This is a genomic window from Nostoc sp., assembly GCF_036916575.1.
Taxonomy (GTDB): domain Bacteria; phylum Cyanobacteriota; class Cyanobacteriia; order Cyanobacteriales; family Nostocaceae; genus Nostoc.
On the sequence record NZ_JBALGC010000135.1, the window covers coordinates 19,514 to 41,405 of the forward strand.

At 40.1% G+C, this 21,892-nt stretch carries 15 protein-coding genes and 1 pseudogene; 12 read left to right on the forward strand and 4 right to left on the reverse strand.

Features of this window, described 5'->3' with window-relative positions:
* The first annotated feature begins 237 nt into the window (after positions 1–237).
* The 8 genes from V7L29_RS30295 (at position 238) to V7L29_RS30330 (ending at position 9,934) form a co-directional block, all read left to right on the forward strand.
* Positions 238–1,077 (forward strand): putative nucleotide-diphospho-sugar transferase, encoded by an 840-nt coding sequence (locus V7L29_RS30295; RefSeq protein ID WP_334737826.1) that lies wholly within the window; start codon positions 238–240, stop codon positions 1,075–1,077.
* A gap of 17 nt (positions 1,078–1,094) precedes the next feature.
* Positions 1,095–2,258 carry a glycosyltransferase family 4 protein gene (locus V7L29_RS30300; protein ID WP_334737827.1) on the forward strand — a complete coding sequence of 388 codons (1,164 nt, stop codon included), beginning with the start codon at positions 1,095–1,097 and terminating at the stop codon, positions 2,256–2,258.
* 225 nt (positions 2,259–2,483) lie between these two features.
* The gene (locus tag V7L29_RS30305; protein WP_334737828.1) at positions 2,484–4,802 is read left to right on the forward strand and encodes an ATP-binding cassette domain-containing protein; all 2,319 of its coding nucleotides are present in this window, start codon (positions 2,484–2,486) and stop codon (positions 4,800–4,802) included.
* A gap of 4 nt (positions 4,803–4,806) precedes the next feature.
* On the forward strand, positions 4,807–6,018 hold the full coding sequence (locus V7L29_RS30310) for a glycosyltransferase (protein WP_334693611.1): 1,212 nt from the start codon (positions 4,807–4,809) through the stop codon (positions 6,016–6,018).
* Positions 6,019–6,054: 36 nt separating this feature from the next.
* Positions 6,055–7,014 carry a glycosyltransferase family 10 domain-containing protein gene (locus V7L29_RS30315; RefSeq protein ID WP_334693612.1) on the forward strand — a complete coding sequence of 320 codons (960 nt, stop codon included), beginning with the start codon at positions 6,055–6,057 and terminating at the stop codon, positions 7,012–7,014.
* A 3-nt stretch (positions 7,015–7,017) separates the two neighbouring features.
* Positions 7,018–7,995: an Npun_R2821/Npun_R2822 family protein gene (locus V7L29_RS30320; protein WP_334737829.1), complete on the forward strand. Its 978-nt coding sequence runs from the start codon at positions 7,018–7,020 to the stop codon at positions 7,993–7,995.
* Positions 7,996–7,998: 3 nt separating this feature from the next.
* The gene (locus tag V7L29_RS30325) at positions 7,999–8,889 is read left to right on the forward strand and encodes an Npun_R2821/Npun_R2822 family protein (RefSeq protein ID WP_334693614.1); all 891 of its coding nucleotides are present in this window, start codon (positions 7,999–8,001) and stop codon (positions 8,887–8,889) included.
* Between the two features lie 16 nt (positions 8,890–8,905).
* Positions 8,906–9,934 carry an Npun_R2821/Npun_R2822 family protein gene (locus tag V7L29_RS30330; RefSeq protein WP_334693615.1) on the forward strand — a complete coding sequence of 343 codons (1,029 nt, stop codon included), beginning with the start codon at positions 8,906–8,908 and terminating at the stop codon, positions 9,932–9,934.
* Positions 9,935–10,123: 189 nt separating this feature from the next.
* Here V7L29_RS30330 and V7L29_RS30335 read toward each other — a convergent pair whose 3' ends face one another.
* From V7L29_RS30335 to V7L29_RS30350, 4 genes are all read right to left on the reverse strand, one after another.
* The gene (locus tag V7L29_RS30335; RefSeq protein WP_334693616.1) at positions 10,124–11,008 is read right to left on the reverse strand and encodes a hypothetical protein; all 885 of its coding nucleotides are present in this window, start codon (positions 11,006–11,008) and stop codon (positions 10,124–10,126) included.
* Positions 11,009–11,449: 441 nt separating this feature from the next.
* Positions 11,450–11,818, reverse strand: a complete 369-nt coding sequence (locus tag V7L29_RS30340) for a hypothetical protein (RefSeq protein WP_334693617.1) — start codon at positions 11,816–11,818, stop codon at positions 11,450–11,452.
* A 29-nt stretch (positions 11,819–11,847) separates the two neighbouring features.
* Positions 11,848–13,572: an ABC1 kinase family protein gene (locus tag V7L29_RS30345; RefSeq protein WP_334737836.1), complete on the reverse strand. Its 1,725-nt coding sequence runs from the start codon at positions 13,570–13,572 to the stop codon at positions 11,848–11,850.
* Between the two features lie 650 nt (positions 13,573–14,222).
* Complete coding sequence (locus V7L29_RS30350) at positions 14,223–16,856, reverse strand: M1 family metallopeptidase (protein ID WP_334737830.1); 2,634 nt, start codon at positions 16,854–16,856, stop codon at positions 14,223–14,225.
* Between the two features lie 552 nt (positions 16,857–17,408).
* Between V7L29_RS30350 and V7L29_RS30355 the strand changes: the two genes are divergently transcribed.
* The 4 genes and pseudogenes from V7L29_RS30355 to V7L29_RS30370 all read left to right on the forward strand — a co-directional run bounded on the left by V7L29_RS30355 (position 17,409) and on the right by V7L29_RS30370 (position 21,782).
* The gene (locus V7L29_RS30355) at positions 17,409–19,070 is read left to right on the forward strand and encodes a DUF3352 domain-containing protein (protein ID WP_334737831.1); all 1,662 of its coding nucleotides are present in this window, start codon (positions 17,409–17,411) and stop codon (positions 19,068–19,070) included.
* 160 nt (positions 19,071–19,230) lie between these two features.
* Positions 19,231–20,151 (forward strand): class I SAM-dependent methyltransferase, encoded by a 921-nt coding sequence (locus V7L29_RS30360; protein WP_334693620.1) that lies wholly within the window; start codon positions 19,231–19,233, stop codon positions 20,149–20,151.
* Positions 20,148–21,140: a PrsW family intramembrane metalloprotease gene (locus V7L29_RS30365; protein WP_334737832.1), complete on the forward strand. Its 993-nt coding sequence runs from the start codon at positions 20,148–20,150 to the stop codon at positions 21,138–21,140. The genes V7L29_RS30360 and V7L29_RS30365 overlap by 4 nt, the downstream gene beginning before the upstream one ends.
* 33 nt (positions 21,141–21,173) lie before the next feature.
* Positions 21,174–21,782, forward strand: a pseudogene (locus V7L29_RS30370) (Uma2 family endonuclease).
* Positions 21,783–21,892 lie beyond the last annotated feature (110 nt).

Genomic DNA, 21,892 nt, shown 5'->3' on the forward strand with positions numbered 1-21,892 from the left:
TTTTTGAGATAATAAATAAGAGTTTTGTAAGTTTTTAGGAGATATTTAGACAGCTAAACTAGATAATTTGGGTTTTATCTTTGATACAGATAGTCTTTATAAAGTAGTATGCAACTTAATCGAGTAAGCGTTTAATATTCAAGATGATATCAGTAAAATAATTGAGGATTTAAGTTAAAAAAAATTCTACTTTCAAGTACAAAAACTTTTAAATTAACTCTTTATGTAAACAACTTTATGAATTTAACAAGAGGATTTATTACCATTTTAACCGGACTTTACTCTTTTCAAGATTGTATTCATTTTTTAGCGGCGATTAGGAAGTTTCATCAAGAGCCGATAATTATTTTAATTGACCAAGTTCCGGTAGTTCTCTATCCGTTATTAAAGGCTTTCAAAAATGTAATTTTAAAGCCAGCGCCTGCTAATCAAAATACTGTTTTAGCATCACGGCAAGCAAAATTGGCTCTATATGCAGCCTCTGAGTTTGATAAAACAATTTACCTAGATTCAGATATTTGCTTGCTTTCCGATATCAACGACGTATTTGAATATTTGGATGAATATGATTTTTTATTAACTGAAGATGTGCAACCTTCTATTCTGAAAGCTACAAATTTATTGCGTGGCAAGCAAGAAGACCTTTTGCCAAATGTCTTGCCAATTCTGCAATCAGTAGGTTTACCGTTGCAAGCAGATAGTGTGCAGTATAATGGCGGTTTTATGGCTTTTCGGAAAACAGAAGTAACCAAGGTATTTTTTGAAGAATTTAAACGTTATTTTGAGATTGTCAAAAATAACCAAGATAAATTACTCCTAAAAGACCAAGGGGCTTTTGCATCTGCGATCGCATCTGTACGCCCTCACCTAAAAATCCTACCGCCTACCTATAATTATCTCAGTAAGTGGCAGGATGCTTATAAGATTCAGGATCAAATTAAAGTTCTTCACTGTACCTATCCTTATCGACCTCAGTATGCGAAAAATATTACTCGTTCCTTATATACAAGGATTTTTGACAGATTTGCTCAAGTATTTTTACCGAATCAAGTTACAAATCCTTGGCGCACTAAATAAAAACAAGTATAAAAATAGTGAAAAATTTTTCCAAGATATCGCTGTTAGTTTCAGATTTATCAAGTGCAGCTATATTACGTGCATATTTGATATCAACAGCCTTAATAAATTTAGAATATGAAGTTGAAATTATGGGATTTTTATTTGGAAATAACTTATATCGAAATCTGCCATCAGAATTAAATATTTATAATTTACCAGGCAAGAATTTCCCCGATTTTTTTGGAGAAATTAGCAAGTTTTTACCAAAAATTGATGGAGATATAATCTATGCTATAAAACCACAAATAGCAAGTTTTGGAGTTGCGCTGCTAAATAAAATATTTAGCCGAAAACCGTTAATTTTAGACATAGATGATTGGGAACTCAGTTGGTACGGTGGCGATGACTGGCATTATCGTCCCACACCTAAACAATTAGCTAGGGAATTGTTGAAACCAGACGGCGCACTCAGGAATCCTTATCATCCTTTGTATGTAAAATGGATGGAAGGTTTAGTAAGTAGCGCTGATGCTGTGACAGTGCATACTAAATTTTTGCAGCAGCGTTTTGGCGGCACATTTGTTCCTAATGGTAAGGATACTTCTTTATTTGATCCCGCTCGATATGATGCTGAGTCCAGCAGAAATCGTTATGGTTTATCTGAATATCGTATTTTAATGTTTCCTGGTGCGCCAAGACCCTATAAAGGTTTAGAAGATGTTCTTATAGCGCTGGATAAAATTAATCAGCCAGACTTAAGACTAGTGATTGTGGGTGGCAGTCCTTATGATGATTATGATCAGCAACTTCAACAAAAGTGGGGACGCTGGATTATCAAATTACCAAAGTATTCAGCTGATGTTATGCCTGATTTGGTAGCAGCGGCTCACATTGTAGTCGTTCCTCAACGAGATACCCCAGAAACTCGTGCTCAATTTCCCCTGAAGTTGACAGATGGAATGGCAATGGCTAAACCTGTATTATCAACCCGCGTTGGAGATATTCCCAAAATTTTAGGTGATACTGGTTATTTAGTCGAGCCTGCTTGTCCTGAACAACTTGCTGAACAAATTCAATTGATTTTTCAGAATTTAGAGTCAGCAAACCAGCAAGGTATGAAGGCAAGAGAAAGATGTGTAGAATGCTATAGCATAGAGGCTATGGCTTCTACGCTCAAGTCGGTGATTGCTCGGTTGTGAATCTTGATTGGGCATTGAAAAAGAGATTTTCATTCCCCGATTGTGCCAAAGCGTTCGGTATTCTATCTGGCAAAATATCTAGAAACTGATGTTGTAGCGGTCTAACTATATTTTAACGGAGTTGAGACATGAAGATTATTTAGTTTAATTTATTTGATGATTAACTTTGTTTGGCAAGTAATTTGTGAATAATATTAATAATTGAAAATTACATAAAAATATCCAATGTCTACCAGAAAACTACTACTAAGATTCGCTAAACCCTATCCAGGTTTGATTCTGCTGACAATATTGTTAGGATTTTCTGGAGCTTTATTTAATGGTATAAGTACAGCTTTAATTGTCCCAGTGGTTTTAAAAATTGTGGGGCAAGAAGTAGATTTAAGCAGCGCCCCTCCCATCTTAAGAAAGATGATATCTCCCTTTGATAATACTCCAGAAACTTACCGTATAGGAATAATGGCTGGGGCAATTATCTTCACAATTATTTTAAAGAACTTAGCTACTTATGCCGGCAGCTTAACATCAAGTTCTTTAACCCGAAAGCTGACCTCAGATATGCGCGAATCTGGGTTAAAGCTATTACTAGAAATTGATATAGATTATTATGCCAAAACGAAGGTTGGTGATTTAATCAATCGTCTTGGTGGAGAAATTGGCCGGGCTGCAAGTGCTATAGGTAGTACAGTCAAGATAGTTATCGTGGGAATCACGATTTTAGTTTTTGTCGGTTTATTGCTGTCAATTTCTTGGCAGTTGACAATTGCTGCTACGCTTTTGCTATCTTTGGTAACGTTAATAAATCAATATGCGATTTTCCGGTCTAAAAATTTTGGGAAGCAGCTGAGTGAAATGTCTAGAGCATACTCAATCTCTGTGCTGGAAACCCTGAATGGAATTCGATTGGTAAAGGCGACGGGAAATGAAGAAAAAGAATATGAACGGATTAAAAAATTAATTCGCGATCGCGAATTAGCAGATTTCCAATCTCAGGTGAATTCGGAAGTCATAACACCTCTGAGTGAGGTGATGGGTATTACAGCTTTACTGCTGATTGTACTTTTGAGTAAAACCTTGTTTGCTGACCAGGTTTCTTCTCTTTCTACCGTACTCTTGACATATTTATTAGTGCTGCTGCGAGTGCTACCATTGATTTCTCAGTTAAATACTATTCGCAGCAACTTTGCCAGTACCGCCGCCAGTATAGATATGACCAATGAGTTTTTAAGCCTGCACGATAAGCCGTTCATGAGCAAAGGTAAGCTCCCCTACACAAAATTAGAAGAGGGAGTGTCTTTTAATTCTCTTTGCTTTGCCTACCCTGGTCATGAGAAGTTAGTACTCAAAAATGTGAATTTATATTTACCGCGTGGCACGACCTTAGCATTAGTAGGCGGTTCTGGTGCTGGGAAATCCACTTTGGCAGACCTCTTGCCCAGATTCTATGACCCGATCGCTGGCAGTATTACTATTGACGGCACCGATTTGCGGGAGTTCGATCTTATATCCCTGCGAAAGCGAATGGGAATTGTCAGTCAAGATACCTTTCTTTTTAATGACTCGGTGCGAAATAACATCGCCTATGGGCGACAAGAAGCTACTGAGGATGAAATTATTACAGCGGCCAAGCGGGCAAATGCCTATGAGTTTATTAGCAAATTGCCTCAGCAATTTGACAGCTTGATTGGCGATCGCGGCGTCATGTTATCTGGTGGACAAAGGCAAAGATTAGCGATCGCCCGCGCCCTCCTCCAAAATCCAGAAATTCTGATTTTAGATGAAGCCACCAGCGCTTTAGATACCGTTTCCGAACGCTTGGTACAAACTGCACTTGATGATTTGAGTCGTGATCGCACCACCCTAGTAATTGCTCACCGCCTTTCCACAGTCCAAAAAGCCAATCAAATAGCCGTATTAGATCAAGGACAAGTGGTAGAGGTGGGAACCCATGAAGAACTTTTACAAAGGGGTGCTTACTACTCACGCTTGTACTCAATGCAATTTAGCGATCGCCCTAATAAAAGCTTGATTCAGACAAAAATCCTTAAGGCAATGCGCCTAAACTCCAAAAAATTTGCTGAATATCCTGAAGCTACTAAACACAATCAAAGCTGGCTCCGCATCTCTCACGAAATTCGCACGCAGATGAACTCGATGATTGGGTTACTGCGCTTATTACTTGATGATTTTGTAGAGAATTCTCAAGAACGGCAGGAATTAATTGAAGACTCTTATAAATCAGCTTGGAGAATTCTCAACACCATAGATGTTTTTGAAGATGTGATTAACTTGCAAATCAAGGGACAATTCATTTCAATTTCTGAGCAAAATCAAGATGTTATAAGTATCTATTCTCAAAGCTTTAATCATATCTCCATTGAGTTTCGGACTTCTCTTAATCTCATCCTTAGCTCTCTCCGCTCTCTAGCTGATAATTTGATATCGACTACAGAAGAACAAAATGGATTAATTACTGAAACTTATGAATCTGCTATATATCTGCTCGGTAATTTAGAAAAATTTGAGAATAGTATTAATATCTAAAATTATGATAAATACTAATTTAAAAAAACACTACATTTTTTTCATCAGTGAAGAGTTACCCCAGCCTGAGGCTCACCTAGTACAGTCTACAAATGCAGCTAATGCTGCCGCCAACTTAGGATACTCAACAGTTTTGGTATATCCTGACAAAGGTGTAAAAGCTATTAATCTAGCTAATCTAGCTCGTCCTTTTCAACCCAGACAAACACCAACGGAACTTGTTAAATATTACAACCTCCATGACAAACTAAAAGTTGCTCCCTTACCGATGCCTTGGCCAATTGACCATTTTCGAAGTAAATTTACGGACTCTAACACCATTGCCAGCAAGTATTATTTACCATTTCACATACTTCCAACTACCAAACTTGTCCACAGTCGCAACTGGAATTTTGTCAAAGCTGCCATCAAAAATGGCATTCCTGCAATTTATGAACACCACCACTACGAAGACAAGCCATTTGAGCCAGAAATTGTCACAAATCCGCTGTTGCAAATTGCTGTCACGGTTGTAGACACCATCCGCGAAAGCATGATTAAAAATGGTATGCCACCAGAAAAAGTAATTAAGCTGCACAATGGTTTTAATCGCTTGTTTATGCAGAGACAACCAGAAAAAGCTGCAGAATGGCGTCAAAAACTACTGCAAAACGAAAGCAAAAAATTGGTAGTTTATGCCGGAGCGTTACAGCAATTTAAAGGTATTGATGTACTAATTGATGTAGCTAATGAAATGCCTAATGTACAATTTGTCTGTGCCGGTGGGAAGCCAACAGAAGTCGAATATTATCAGCAATTGGTAAAGGAAAAACAGATTCATAATATTAAATTTTTGGGCTATGTCTTGCATAATGAGTTAGCATCTTTGCTACAAGCAGCCGATGTTTTAGCTCACCCTCATTGTTCAGGAAAAGCGGCAACTTTCACATCTCCCTTAAAGCTCTTTGACTACTTCGCCTCTGGAACTCCTATTGTCTCGACGGAAATTCCTTCATTAATTGAGTTTCAAGATACTCTGTCCATTACTGCTTGGTGTGAGCCAGATAACCCCAGCAAATTTGCCGAAAGTCTGAAGCGGGTTTTAGAAACTCATCCCAGAAAAGTAGAAGGTTATCCAGATAGTATCGAATTTGTCAAGCAGTTTTCTTGGGAAAATCGAGCGGCAAAAATCCTTAGTTATGTTGATGAATCTCTACTTCCCCAACTTATCGCATAAGGAAAAATGACTAATGACTAATAACTAATAACTAAAATGACTATTAAAACTGTAGGTATGATTAGCAGCTATCAAGGTTTAGAAACCAGAGCCGATTGGCTATGGCAACAAACCCCCAATCAATTTGGAGTTTGGGGCAATATGCAAATGCAGGCAATAGCAACAAAACCAGATTTTCTGCTGATGTATCAATTTGATTTTCCCCAAGCATCGCCGCAAAAATCTTGGTTAGATAACTTACGTAAACGCCAGCAAAAATCAGTAGTAAATATTGATTCTCTACTGCATGATGTCAACAAAGAGCGGATAATTTATTTACTAAGAGAACCACCTTTAGATGAAATTGTAGAAATAAATAATCATAATTACCAACAAGCCCAGAAGTATTGCGGCTACGTTTCTGGTCCTGATGATTTTGCTCCCACTCCCGACTATATGCCTGCTATTTGGTATCACTCAAATTCATTTCAAGATTTAAATGAAATGCCACCGCCCCAAAAGGTTGCCCCATGTAGTTGGATTACTTCAGGAATTAGCCGCACAGTTAATCATCGCCAGCGTTTAGACTTTTTGCAATCCTTACAATCTAGTGGCATGAAATTTGATTTATATGGGCGTAACTTACCAGAATGGGCGAAAAAGTCGGGAGAACTGGGTAATAAGTGGTATGGAATGGCACCATACTATTATAATCTGTCAATTGAAAACTATGCTGACAATAATTGGTATGTGAGCGAGAAACTTTGGGATAGTTTGCTTGCTTGGTGTCTGCCAATTTATTATGGTGGCCCGGCTGCTGATAAATTATTGCCACCGGGTAGTTTTTTAAGATTGCCCAGTTTAGATGAAAAAGGCATTGCTTACATCCAAAAAGTGACAGCTACACCTGATGCTTGGTATGCCGCTAAAGATGCGATCGCAGAGGCACGTCAAATCATCTTACACAAATTAAATCTGCTTAACTGGTTGTCAAACTTTGTTGCTCAACACTCATAAATTATGAATGGTATTTGTACTCTTGCTAATGATTATGTTTTCGATCAACTGGTAGCTTTGCTCAACAGTATTGATGTGATATTAGGTAAAGAAACTCCTGTTTGTATCTATCCTTTCGATGATCAGACACAGCGGATTGCTGACGAAATAGCTAAACGTCCTAATGTATTTCTTTACGATAATCAAACATCAATCAACCGCTGGGATAAATTTATGCTAGAGGCCAGTCCTGCTAGTATGAACAAAAATAAATACAGAATTTATGGTGGTCATCGACGATTTTGTGCATTTGATGGTCCCTTTGAGCAGTTTGTTTATTTGGATGCCGATACTCTAGTGATGAATTCACTAGATTTTATTTTTCAGAAATTAGATGAATATAACTGTGTTGTCTACGATTTTCAGTTTAAACATCCAGATAAAGTTTATAAAATTAATTCAGTTAAACTACTACAAATTTTTGAAAAAAATCGCATCTTAACAGAAATATTTTGTTCAGGATTTTACGCTTCTAAAAAAGGTCTATTTGAACCAGAAAAATTAGATAATCTATTATCTAATTTGAGAGCAGGTGAGAGGGAAATACTCTATTTAACAGGAGATCAACCCGTTCTCAACTATATGTTTATGAAGTCTGGTATTCCAGTTTATAACTTTGCCCATCACTTACCAAGTCATCAAATAACAGGTAACTCTGTTACTTCTGAACATTTTGAAGAAAAAGATAAAATTCTTTATGACAAAGGCAATCGACTAACTTATCTCCATTACATTGGTATTTCTCCTAATATCAATCAAGCAGTGTGTGCTGGAGAAAATATTGAATTTCCTTATCGAGATTTATTTCTCTATTATCGTTACTTGCACGAACCAGAGAAGCGCCCCGTCTTTAAAAATCCTCCTAAGAATTATAATGACGCTCCAGTACAAAATTTACTTACAAAAGCTTTACAAAAATTTAAGTTAATTAACCAAGGATAATTTATGAGTCGGGGAATTTATATTGTTGCCAATGATCGTGTTATCGATAATGCGATCGCTTTACTAAATAGCATTCGTTACTATGACCGAGAAGTGACTGTTTATCTCATACCTTTTAATGACAATTATCACAAGGTAGCAGAACAGCTTGCTACCTTACACAACGTTCAAATTTTCCCAGATTTAGAACTTATTGATAAATTTACCAAACGCATCGGAGAAATTTTTGATCGGGATTTCCTCGCCTTACCCAACAAAATGCGTAAATTGGTAGCGTGGTTTGGCCCATTAGATGAGTTTATTTATATTGATACGGATATTGTCGTTTTTGAAAAAATCGCCGACAATTTAGACAAGCTTTCAGAAGTCGATTTCTTCTGTTGTGATTACCATCATGCTAATGACAAGCTGCGAAATATCTTTTCTCCATTTGTGAAAGAGCAGCAAATTTTTTCTGCTGCCCAACTTCAAGACGTTTTCAACAGTGGCTTTTGGGCTTCGAGAAAAGGAATTATTACCGAACAACAGATGGATGAAGGTTTGCGAGAATGTACAGCGCATCGTGAATATTTTGATTTTTCTGAAGGAGTTACAGACCAACCCATTTTGAATTATCTTGTGCTCAAGCTAATTGCCAAGCGTGGTAATCTCGTCAAAGTTCCTGGGGGAGGACCTGGTAGTTGGGCAGGTTCGCAAAATTTCCAACAGCAAGACTACGCCCTCTATGACCGAGGACAACGGCTAAAATATCTCCACTGGGCTGGTACGCGGATTAAAACTGGTAGTCCCTATTGGCAATTATGGGAACACTATCGCTATCTTCATGAGGGTAAATTCGCCTTCATCCCCAAACTAACTCGCCGTTTATTTCCCTTTGTTGCTGCCCGCACTTAATATTAGGAGTATTTCAATGATTGATGGTATTTACACCTTAGCGAATGATGTTGTCTATGACCAACTAGTTGCTTTACTTAATAGCATAGAAACTAATGCTGGTAGACAAATTCCTGTTTGTGTAATTCCATATAATGAGCGGTTAGACAAGGTAAAAGCAGAGATTGCAGCTAGAGATAATGTCACCTTATTTGAAGACTCTGCTTCCATAGCTCGCTGGGAGGATTTTGGCACTCGGATCTGGAAAGCTCATCCAAGAGCGTTAAAACTGTGGCAAAAACTTGGCCTGCCAGACAACTATCGCATAGAAAGGCATCGAAAACTTTGCTGTCTGGATGGTCCTTTTGACAAGTTTATCTTCTTTGACGGAGATACGTTGTTGATGAAACCACTCAATGATGTCTATCAGAAGTTGGATGAATACAATTGGGTCACAAATGACTTTCAATATAAATCGGATTTGAATTATATTTTTAACTGGACAGAAGATAAGTTAGAAAAAGTTTTTTCTCTAGAAAACATTAGTAAGCATATTTTTTGTTCTGGTTGGTTTGCTTCTAAAAAGGGTGTTTTTGACGATGCTATGTTAGCAAACTTACTAGAAAAGTTAGAAGCAGGTGAAGCTGATGCACTGGCGTGGGCAGATTCCGATCAAACAGTTCTCAACTATTTAGTTTTACGAAGTGGAATCTCTTACTATAACTACGCCGTTCACGGTGCAGCGACTGGTTGCCATTGGACTTCTAAATTTGATGTGGTAGATAATATTCTTTACGACCAAGAACAACCTCTGACCTACATTCACTATATGAGTGTATCTTCTTCAGATTTTACGAGGCTTTGCGCTGGTGAAGATGTTAATATTCCATATCGAGATGTGTTTTTGCATTATAGATATTTAAAGTCACCAGAAAAAAGACCCAAAAGCTTTAAGCGTCAGAGTCCGTTAATGCGTCTGCAAAAGATTACTACAAGTTTTTTCAATCAAAAAGTCAATAATATTAAGCTTAACTATCGTAATTTAAAGAATAGAATTACTAAATAATTAAGCAAAAGAATCTTCGTATTTTCTCACGATTAAATTCGGATTGCTATAGCACTTTTCGGTTGTGGTGCAATATACTTGGATAAAGTAAAGGGCCTAGTAATTAGGGCTAGGGGCTAGATTAGTGTATTCCATCCACATGAAAACTGCTGTAATTATTTCAAAGCAGAAATACCTTGTATCTGCTGATTAGCGGTAATAAAAATTAAAGTTACTCAAAGCTGCCAGTCTTAAAGACAACGAACGATAGTAATAGCCGAAAAATTTATCTAGTTTACGTACCAGTTTTTGGAAAATTGAATTTTGGCGGTACTCAATCGCTTCATGCTGTTGAAAATATATCAGCGTTTCATCTGGATTTGCTTGTCCCTTTTTGATTTTCTGGCGTTCTACCCAATCCTTGAAATAAACAATACCGTCCATAGCATCCCATCGAACTGGTAATCCAGCCTTAGCAGCAGCTAATCCTATTGCATAACCCTCAGCACCATAAAAACCATTTAACTCACAGTAAAGTGCAATGGTTTCCCAGTGCCTGATAAATTCGATTTCCCGTCCATCTTGCCTTGTAACTATAAATAACATTTCCATCACAAACTGGATATTAGTATCTTTTAAATCCAGGTCTAGCTTTTGTGCTAGCTTGCTCAGAATGGTTAAATGTCTAGCTCTATTTGCCTTGTAAGCATCATTTACGGAATTAATATATTCTTGATTGTGTTTCACAATACTGGTACAACTTCTTGCTGTTATGCCAGCAAGCCATTTTATGTCTGGTTGTAACTTATCTAATATTCTGATATCTGCATCGACAAATATACAACTATTAAACAGTGATATTGCTTTGGCAATTACAAACCTTTTATCGTGGTAACAACCAATGCTCTGTTGTTCATGTTTAAATGCCAAAACATTAGAATATTTTTTAAATTCTTGTGGCTTATCTGTTAATACTATTAAGTATATTCCCGGCGAATGCTTTTCAATATCTTGAGCTAATAGGAAAGCATGAGAGCGATATCTTTTACCCAAAGCTAAACTACAAAAACAAACGTCTGGTTTTTCTTGGTTCATAAGGTTTTATTTAAAAATTAAAATTTGACTGAAACTAAGCTCAAAAATACGTTTACAAACAGCAGAATTATATAACTTGTTCCGATTTCAATCAAACACTATATTTACATATATGATGCGGGTGCTGACTACTGTAATAGTACCTATTTTTATTCAATTACTAAATCCCATGCAAGCCCTAACAGATGTGAAGACGTGATTAATTGCATCTCGACAAAGCCTTGATAAATCATCATCCCAAAAATCTAAATGCTCACCATCGCGGGTGAGCATTTAGGTTGATTTGTATATTAGTGAAGTGTCCTATATTTCAAGAGAGTTCAGTTAATAAGAACTTACAGCTATTTTCACGTATTTAGACCATGACTGAGACTGGGAGTAGTATAGTTCAATTACTTGAAAAGCGCTGTAACCATATTGTTTTAAATTATACCATAAAATCTAAGAATCTAAATCTAGAGATTGCATACCTTCGCGTTCTATAAAGGTCATCATACTTCCCAGCTGCAACCAAACTAGCAAACAAGTCAGCAGACTAATTGGTAGACCGACTCCTAAAGCTAAAGAGGAGGGAAAGCCAAATATTTCTAAGCCTGAAGACAGAAATAGACAAGTACCGCCAGTTATGCCGATAAATGGTACAAGTAATTGTTTCAGTGAAGAACGCGGTTTAGTATTTTCTGTACGTTCGCTTGGCCATTTCTGCACAATTACTTTCAAAGTGCCCGATAATGCCAAACCAGATGTTAATGCTGTTAGAAAGCCAACAAGTAATAGAAAATAAGGCGGTTGCACAGGAAAATAGTACATGAAAACTCCTAATTAATATTAAAGACTCTTTACTTTTTATTTATTGACTGGTTCCCAGCAAAAGACCCAAGTAATATAGCTTTTGGGAGGATAGCGGCTGCGCCTTCTCTGGATAACTCTGTTAAAATACTGATCGCTACATTTAGTAAACGATCCGGTTTTAAGTCATCTTTAACCAGGTTCCACAGGCGTTGGACATCTTCGGTGTGGAGGCGGTCATCTTCAGTGAGAGCAAGCACCAGCTGTCGCCGCAGAAACTTACCTTCTTCCGACATTAAATATTGAAACCCCATCTGGGCTGTGGGCAATACATCAAAGTTACTATCAGTACGAGCGATCGCAATCAAATTCTCTAACCGCTGCCACTGGAATTTACCATCTTTGAACAATACATTCAATAATCGTCGCCGTAATTCCGGCGATTCCCCTGTCAGCAACCGCCGTGCTATATAGGGATAACCCACTTCAACAATTTTGAAATTCGGGTTGAGGCTGAGGGCAATACCTTCCTGAGTCACCAAGGAACGAATAATCAAAGCAAACTTCGCCGGGACTCGGAAAGGATATTCATACATCAGTTCCGAGAACTCATCGGTAATAGTTTTGAAGTTAAAATCCTTGACATTTTTGCCAATGGCGTTTCCCAGCACCGCTTCTAATGCTGGTACAATCGGGCAAACATTCGTGTCTGGAGTCAGAAATCCCAATTTTACAAAATCTTCGGCTAAGTCGGTGTAGTCTTTATTCACCAAATGCACTAACCCATCGACTAGCGTTTCTTTGGTGGTTTCCTCCAACTGATCCATCATGCCAAAGTCAATATAAGCCATACGACCATCAGACACAGCAAACAAATTACCGGGATGAGGGTCAGCATGGAAGAAGCCGTGTTCCAAAAGCTGTTGCAATCCTGAGGTAACGCCAATTTGGATGATCGCTTCTGGGTCTAAACCTGCTTCGCGAATGCGTTGAGTGTCCGTTAGCTTGAAGCCGTTAATCCATTCTAGGGTTAAAACGTGGGTATTGGTATAACGCCAGTAAATGCCTGGAACTTTGACTTGCGGGTCGTTGCGGAAGTTGCTAGCAAATTTTTCGGCGTTGCGGCCTTCATTTATATAGTCAATTTCCTCAAATAGCTTGATGCCAAACTCGTCCACAATTAAAGTTAGGTCGTGACCGAGATTGAGGGGTAACCAGGGAGCTACCCAACTCGCCGCCCACCGCAATAGATAGAGGTCGCGTGTGAGAATCGGGCGTAAGTTGGGGCGTTGCACTTTCACTGCGACTTCTTCGCCGCTGACCAGACGACCACGGTATACTTGACCCAAGCTAGCAGCAGCTACTGGGTTAGGTGACAGTTCGCTAAAGCTTTCATGAATTGGACGGTCTAGCTCAGTTTCGATAATCTGGTAAGCGATCGCATTATCGAAAGGTGGTAACTGGTCTTGTAACTTTATCAGTTCTTCTAAGAAATCTTTGCGTATTAGGTCAGGCCTGGTAGAGAGGGCTTGACCAACTTTAATAAAAGTCGGGCCGAGGCGCGTGAGCAGTTCTCGCAACTGCATAGCTCGTTTACCCTTGTTCTGCTCAACTTGATCTTGCCATTCGTCCCACTTCAGACTGAGTATAAATCCTGCAAAAGACCAGATAATTCTCAGCAATCGCCACCAGGCTAGCCAGGGACGGTAACTATAGTAGCGAGCGATCGCATCTGGATTATAGAGTTTTAGTTGAGCAGGTTGATACTGACCCACGCCTTTTTTTGCCTCTTCAACTGAAAAATTCACAATGATTATTTTTCTCCTGACCCACAAGTTAATTGCAAGTTCAGGATAGCGGTAGTCTTTTATCTAAAACAACTAGAACTTTACCCTTTGAGGGTACTGTTCGAGGCGATTTTAGCCTATGTTACTGCCTACATTTGTTTATCTTTTTCTTAATTATACTTTATAAAACTACAACTACTTATCCAACTTTCAGATGGTTTTATCTTTTCTTAACCATTGCTTATAAAAATATAAATATTTACCTATGTATGCAAATTGAATAAACTGCGAAATTTAAGTAACTTTATTTACTAACAGTTACATGGAGCAGTAGTACTATTACTGTCTTGGATTTAATCATTTGAAAATTCCGACTGTCTTAGACACCCATTTAGCTTTGCCTGAATACTTCTGCGATGATAGTCTTCTAAAACACTCGTCCATAATGAAGTTGATAAAACAGCATTACAGGTGACTTAAAACTCAGCCCTAGTAGATTGCAACCTTCGCTGCATTTGATTAGTTAGGCATACCCTCAATGAACCGAGCTTTCAGCTACTGTTATAAATTTGGTAAGTGGTATTGGTTTTGCCACAATTATCAATTACCAATTAGCTACTTTTAATTATCATGTGGTGCTATTTAGATTTGGCCTCCAAGTTTTCTAAACGGCTTCTCAATTCCTGGTTTTGTTGTTTGAGTTGGTCGAAATCTTCACGCAATTGACGCAGGGTTTTTTCTGAACCAATATTCTTTTGCACTTTGGAAATTTCTTCTTCAGCATAACGACGTACACGCCCATCGGCTGTTTGTTCAGCTAGCGATCGCAAAATCCTGACTGCTTTGGGTGTTTCCATTTGTCCTAATGCTGCGGCTACCGCTACTTGCGTTAAAAAGAAGGTTTCTTTGGCTAGTTCTGTTAATTTTTCTAAAATCCGTTCCAAATTAACCGGACTTTGACCTACAGAAATCTTTCCTAAAGCGCGAATTGTGGCTAAACGTAGGGGTTGTGGTACACCGAGTTTGGTGTATTCGAGCAGCAGATTTAAAGCTGCTTCCGAGGTTTTGAATTCAGCTAAACCGGCGATCGCACCACTCCGCACAACTTCATTCCAACCCGCCTTTTCTTCTAAAACGGATTTTAGCAGCTTTAATACCTTGTCTTCCTTGGGTTTTTCTTCCAAATTTGCAGATGCGTAGGCGAAGCCCCTCGCAGAGATCGCCCCGATTACACGAGAAGCTGTTGCTTCCACGTAGTAGCTGGGATCGCCTTTTTGCAACAGCCCTCTCACCACTTTATAGCTTTCAGCAGTTTTGATTTGAGCAAGTGCTTCCACTACAGATCGTCGCACGTAGGCATTTTTATCTTTTAACCCAAGAACTAAGCCATCAAAGGCTTGGTCTAAATTAATTTGGGCTAATTGTTTAGCCAGTTCCACACGCACACCCCACAATGGGTCATTTTTTAAGGCCGCAGACAGTGCTTTCGTTGCTTCTAACCCACCTTTTTTTGCCAAAGCTTCCGCTGCATAGATGCGCGAAATCGGGTTGGAATCAAATTCTAACTGTGCTTTTAACTCTGGTAATGGATATTCCAAAGCTACTGTTTTCAGGTAATTATTCCCCACATCAAAGCTGATAAATTGGGGCTTATTTTCTAGTGGAAAGTAGAAGGTTTGTTCACGTTCATTCACCCGTACAGTGAAAGTAGTCAGTGTGGATAATGAAGGGTTGAGTTTGGCAGCTGAATCCTGCTGTACATAGCCAAAACCAATAGGTATTTTTAGATCAAACAAATCTTTACTGCCATTTTTACCTTCAGCAGCTTGGGTTTGAGTTACCGTAATTTTTGCCAAATTAGCATCCCCATCCCAAGAGTAAGCTACTTTAAAATCGGGATGACCACCACGATAAACGTATTGGTCAAAGAGGAACAAAAGATTACGTCCGGTGGCTTTTTCAATCGCCCTGAGTAAGTCAACTGTCTCTACGGTTTTGTGGGCATTATCTTCGATAAATGTTTGAATTGCCTGCCAAAACAATTCATCTCCCAATTGGGCCCGAATCATGTGATAAACACAAGACCCTTTTTCGTAGATGTGGCGATCGTAAAGTTCAATAGCTTCCCGGTAAACATGTGTTACCATTGGACGGCGGTAGCGGCTGCTATCTTCACTAATGTAACGACGAGCTTCCAATAAACGATAGTAAGCTGCTTCTTGGAGACTATATTCCTGTTCTGTCCACATCACCTCAGAATAGGAAGCCATCCCTTCCTTAATCCAAGCATGAGACCAATGCTTAATCACCACCAAATCACCAAACCACTGGTGCGCGAGTTCGTGGACAACTAAACTTTCTGTGTTGCGATTATCTAAGGCGGCGCGCTCATCCAGCAAGCATCTATCTGTTAACAGGGTTGTGGAAGTGTTTTCCATCCCTCCAAAAATGAAGTCATCGACGCAAACCTGGGCGTATTTCGGGAAAGCATAGGGATAACCATACTTTTGGCTCAAAAATTCGATCATACGGGGAGTTTTGCCCATGCTGCGTTTAGCATCTTCCTCCCGTCCCTTTTCTACGTAGTAGGTGACTGGTTTGCCGTTCCACTCATCCCGAATTTCGGCAAAGTCACCGACTGCCAAAGTCATTAAGTAGGTAGGATGAACTTGTTGCTGTGACCAATGGTAGATTTTGTAATCACCATCTTCTGTGGTGTCAATCAGTTCGCCGTTGGAAATCGCCACCAGAGGGTTGGGGACGCGGACGCGAATTTCTGAAGTAGACAGTTGTCCTGGATAATCAAAGCAGGGGAACCAAAAGCGAGAGTCTTCGTCTTCTCCCTGAGTCCAAACTTGTGTGGGCTTGTTTGGGTAGTGTTTGTCTGGTTGAATAAAATAAATACCGCGTTGCGGTTTTGCCACCAAGTAGGCGATCGCAATTAGCAAGCGTTTACCAATCTGGGTCGCCTCAGAAAGTTGGATGGAAAGCTGTTCCCCATCGTAGTCAAAATTTTGTGGCACATCGTCCACCTGCACAGACTCGATATTCAAGTTAACAGCATCTAAAGTTAAACGGTCAATGCCATTACGGATTGGCAAGAGGCGAATACTACAACTGCCCTGATAGCTTTGCTTGGGGATATCCAAGCTGAGATCAAGAAAAATATGCTCTACCTGTCCGGGGCGATCAGGGTTGTAGTGTGGTCTTGCTCCCGGTAACTCAAAAGGTTTGTGTCCGTTATTATCTGTATCAAAATAAGACTTCGACATTGATCCTTACTGACCTTGTAATCCTGAAAAGTCTGGCTTGGCTGGTGGATGTAGTTAAGCAAAATAGCGGTGTCTGTATTTCCCAAATCAACAAGGCAATATGGGGGTAATGACTCTTGTTTGGGATTGGGGAATTGAAATTAATCTCACCCGAATTTCCGAAGGTCGGTTGCCGATCCTTGAACTTTTTCCATATCCCTTCCGCATCTACTTTTTCTGATGTTTTGCACTTTTTTGTCATCGAGTCAAGAGTCTCTTGCTCCTCGGTAGATTCTCATTAAGTACAAATACTCCTAATTATTCTTATAACTTAGAATAGCTTGCCGCTGTTGAGCAGGCTATTTTGTTTGAGATGAACAGTATGTCATTTGCGGATTTGCCCCTCATCCCATTGAAGTATTCTTTAGAGTAATTTTAGACCACTAACTTATAGGATTACTAATTTTATCAGTAAATACCGATCAATGAGCCGAAATTATCAATAAATCCGAGAACTCTACAATGACACTTGTATAAATCTCGGTGACAATCTGAGCAAAAGAGGATAATAAAATGCCTGAAAGTAAATCAAAGTTTTTGATTCCTGCTGCTGGTGCTGCTGTAGTTGTAGCAGGAAGTATAGCGGCTTATACGTATTTTAAAGGTCCATCAGGAGGTAGCTTAGACGCTCTAGGCAGTGCTAAAGTAGTACCTTCAACAGCATTGATGGCAACTTATATTACTACTGACTCTCAAGCCTGGGCAAAGTTACAGCAGTTTGGCACTCTAGAAGCACAAAAGTTAGTGGCAAAAGGTTTAGAAGATTTCAATAAGCAAATGTTCAGTAATAGTAACGTTTCTTATGAAAAAGACATAAAGCCTTGGGCTGGTGGTGTAATGATTGCTGTACTGCCACCAAATCCGGTTAAATCGGCGCAGTTAAAAGTGCCGTCTGAAGCATATAAGGAACCGAATATCCTGATAGTAGTAGGAATCAAGGACAAACTCAGTGCCTTAAATTTTGCTAATAAATTGAAGTCACAAAAGGGGGTGAAATTCCAAGAATCTGACTATCAAGGTCAAAAAATTATCGAAACTACAGAAAATGGCAAGCCGACATATAGCGTAGTTTTAAATAATAGTCACTTGGTATTTGCCCCCGAAAAGCAAGCTGTAGAAAAAGCAATTGACACGTTTAAGGGACAGTCTTCTTTTGCCAGTAAAGAAGGTGCCAGCAGCATTCTCAATAAAGGAGTAGATGTCAAAAACAGCCTCGCCCAAATTTATGTACCAGATTATGCAGGCATGGTACAGCAATTAGCAGCCGCAAGTCCGCAGGCAAAGCAGTTACCTTCACAAACTCTGACGCAACTCAAGCAGATAAAATCTGTAGTCGCGGGTGTTGGTGTTGATGATGCGGGAGTGCGGGTAAAAACGATCGCCAATTTAGATCCGCAACTAAATAAATTTCAGTATCAATCAAGTCCTGGGAATATAGTGGGGCAATTTCCAATTGATACCTTTGCTCTGATTAGTGGAAATGGCATCAGTCGTGGCTGGGAAACGTTAGTAGAACAGTCAAAAGATTATCCCCAAATGAAGCAAGCTCTGGAACAAGTACGAGGACAACTGAAATTTGTCAATATTAACCTGGATAAGGATATTTTTGGCTGGATGAATGGAGAATTCGCCTTTGGTGCGATTCCATCTAATCAAGGAGTGTTAGCAAGTGTTGGTTTTGGAGGTGCTTTAGTATTTGATACTAGCGATCGCCAAACTGCCGAAGCCACCTTGACGAAATTGGATACCCTCGCCAAAACCCAACAAATCAACGTCGCCAACAGAAATATTGGTGGTAAAGACGTAACTGAATGGCAAATCCCCAGACAAGGAGCTTTATTGGCGCATGGTTGGCTGGATCAAGACACTGTATTTGTAGCTGTTGGTGGCCCAATTGCTAACGCAGTTGCTGATCGCAAGAATCAATCTCTCAACAATAGCGACGCTTTCAAAGCCGTTACTGATTCTTTGCAAAAGCCCAACGGCGGTTATTTCTACCTAGATATGGACAAAACTAAAACTGTGCCCTTGATCAATAGTTTTATCTCATCTAACGCTGATACCATCACTATCCTGGGTTCCATTCGTGGTTTTGGTATTACCGCCACTAGCCCTGATAAATCTACTAGTGAATTAGAGATGTTGTTAGCTCTCAAGCCGAATATTGCAAAATAAGGCAAATTAGACTGATGTCATAATGTGAAGTTTCCATGACATTAATTTTCAGAGGTCAGTCAGGGGAGGCAGACTGCGGTTATGTAATTCAATTTGCATCTAGACTGGACTCCAGCAAGTATGTCATAAGTAAAAAAAGCTGTTGAACGCGAATTAATTTATGACCGCTGCTGTAAATACTACTCCTGGCTTCGCTTCCCGCTTGGTAAATGGCGTACTGGCAATCAAGCCTTTGGCCAACCTAGCCAAGCATCAAGCTAGACAAATGATGATTAAACGTGCCGAAAGAATTGGCGTGCCTTGGACGCAAGAAGTCGAAACACTACAGGCGCGTGATTGGAAGGCTGATCTAGCTCAAGTAGAAAATCCTCAGCTTTCCTACCCAGAATACTACTTACGGTCATTCCATGCCTACGAAGGTGGAGACCTCAGTTGGAAAGCCGCTTGGGAGCTAGAAGTTGCTGCTCGTACTGTCCATGCCGGAATTTGGCAAGATGCTGGAGCCGAAGGAGATGCTAAACTGCGCCAAAGTTACCACGATATTCTCAAAGCCCAAATCCCCAATCAACCCCAAGATATTCTAGATTTGGCGTGTGCTGTAGGTTTGAGTACCTTTGCCATGCAAGAAATTTATCCCCATGCCAAAATCACAGGCTTGGACTTATCTCCCTACTTCTTAGCTGTTGCCAATTACCGCGCTCAACAACGTCAAGCTAAAATTAATTGGCTTCATGCCCGAGCTGAATCTACTGGGCTACCTGATGCCTCATTTGATTTAGTCTCAATTTTCTTGATGTGCCACGAATTACCCCAGTCGGCAACCCGACAAATTTTTGCTGAAATGCGGCGCGTGCTGCGTCCAGGTGGCTACTTGGCAATCATGGACATGAATCCCAAATGTGAAGTTTACAAGAAAATGCCAGCCTACATTTTGACGTTGCTCAAAAGTACTGAACCGTATTTAGATGAATATTTTGCTTTGGACATTGAGCAAGCTATTGTTGAGGCGGGTTTCCAAACTCCCACTATCACCAACAATACCCACCGTCATCGTACAGCGATCGCTCAGGTGAGTGGTTGATTATTTCTTTACTGCTGTGGGCAGCAATACCACCCTTGCTGCTGCTAGGGTACTACTACTATCGGGTGCCATTTGCCCCACCTCTGTTAAGGTTGCTGATGTTCTTTATCATCGGGACAATATCTGGAATCTTAGCCCTTAGCCTCGAATGGATTTTTGAAACTGTAGCCAACAAGATTGGGGACTGGCATCACATTCAGCTATGTCTGCCGACAAGCCGCTGCGCGTCTACGCTTACTGGTATAGCCTTACGGCAGCTTGTGGAAGTAGGCCCAATTGAAGAAGGCTGCAAGTTGGTAGCGGTTGTTGTCCCAACCTGCTATCTGCAACGCAGGTATCGATTACTTCACTCTACCCTTTTTCTCTTCACTGTAGCAGTTGCCCTCGGATTCACTGCCGAAGAGAATTGGATTTACCTTTTCCACGGTACCGCATCAATTCTTGACCGGACTATCGGCACGCCAGTCCACGCCATGTTCTCTGCGCCTTGGGGATATGCCTTAGGAATTTATATTTCCTCCAACACTCGGTTAAATCGAGACAGGAAGTTCATTTTTCGGGCTTGGCTAAATTCTGTAATCTGTCATGCCCTAGTTAATGTCCTATCTAGTGCTTGGCGTTACTCACTAACCCTGCGTTTCCTTAGCTATGGTTTATTTCCATTTTTATTGTGGATGTTTTGGCGACTAGAACAATTACTGCGAAAAGTGCAAGGCAAACCCGCCATTACCCTGATCTCAGACCGTACACCCCAGCGCCGTTACTGGCAGAGGAGTTTAGTGCTGTTTGCCCTCGTGCTGGGTGGAAATGCTATTTTTGGGCTGTTTCTCTTAGCCAGGATTCTAAGTCCCTTGAGTCCGTCGAAGCTTTTTGATACTGATATTTTGTGGTTTATATTTACTCGCTTTTTACTAAATCTCTTTTTTGGAGTTTTAGCCTGGGGGATTTATCGCTATTTGCGACATTCCGCCCGTCGTCGGTATTTTTAAAATATGATGAAAGGAAAATGCTAGGGGGTTTCTATGCAAACAACTCCACTGCGTTGGACGACTGCTGACCTAGAGCTATTTGCTGGCGATTCTCGTTCCGAGACACTTCGTGAACGCAGAAATCGCTATGAGATTATTGATGGAGAACTATTTGTGACTAAAGCACCGAACTGGGATCATCAATCGAGTTGTGGCAAGATTGTTACAGTTCTTAATAATTGGTCAGATGAAACTGGTCTGGGTAAAGCTGCGTAGATGCGGAGCAGCTTGTCGTCAGACATCGCACCTGGAATTATTTTCTCAGATTCTGACAATGTGATCCCTGATGTGGTGTGGGCAAGTCATGAACGCTTAAAACACTTGCTAGATGAAGCTGGACACCTCACGGGCGCACCAGAGTTAGTAGTAGAAGTTCTGTCACCTGGCGAAAAAAATGAGAAACGCGACAAGGAAACAAAGCTAAAGCTGTACTCGGTGCAAGGGGTTCAGGAATATTGGATTTGCGATTCTATACAGAAAAAAGTTGAGGTTTATCATCGTGAGCAGGCTGCATTAAAGCTAGCAGTTACTTTATTTAATCAAGATGAATTGACAAATCCTTTGCTACCTGGTTTCAACTGTTTAGTTAGTAAACTTTTCTAGCTGGGCATTGGGGAGCCAGTGCGCCCTTGCGCTCTGCCGACTTGTACCCTTACAGGGAAGCAAGCTACGCGCAGCGTCTCCGACAGGAGAAGCAACTGCTGTCATGGGGA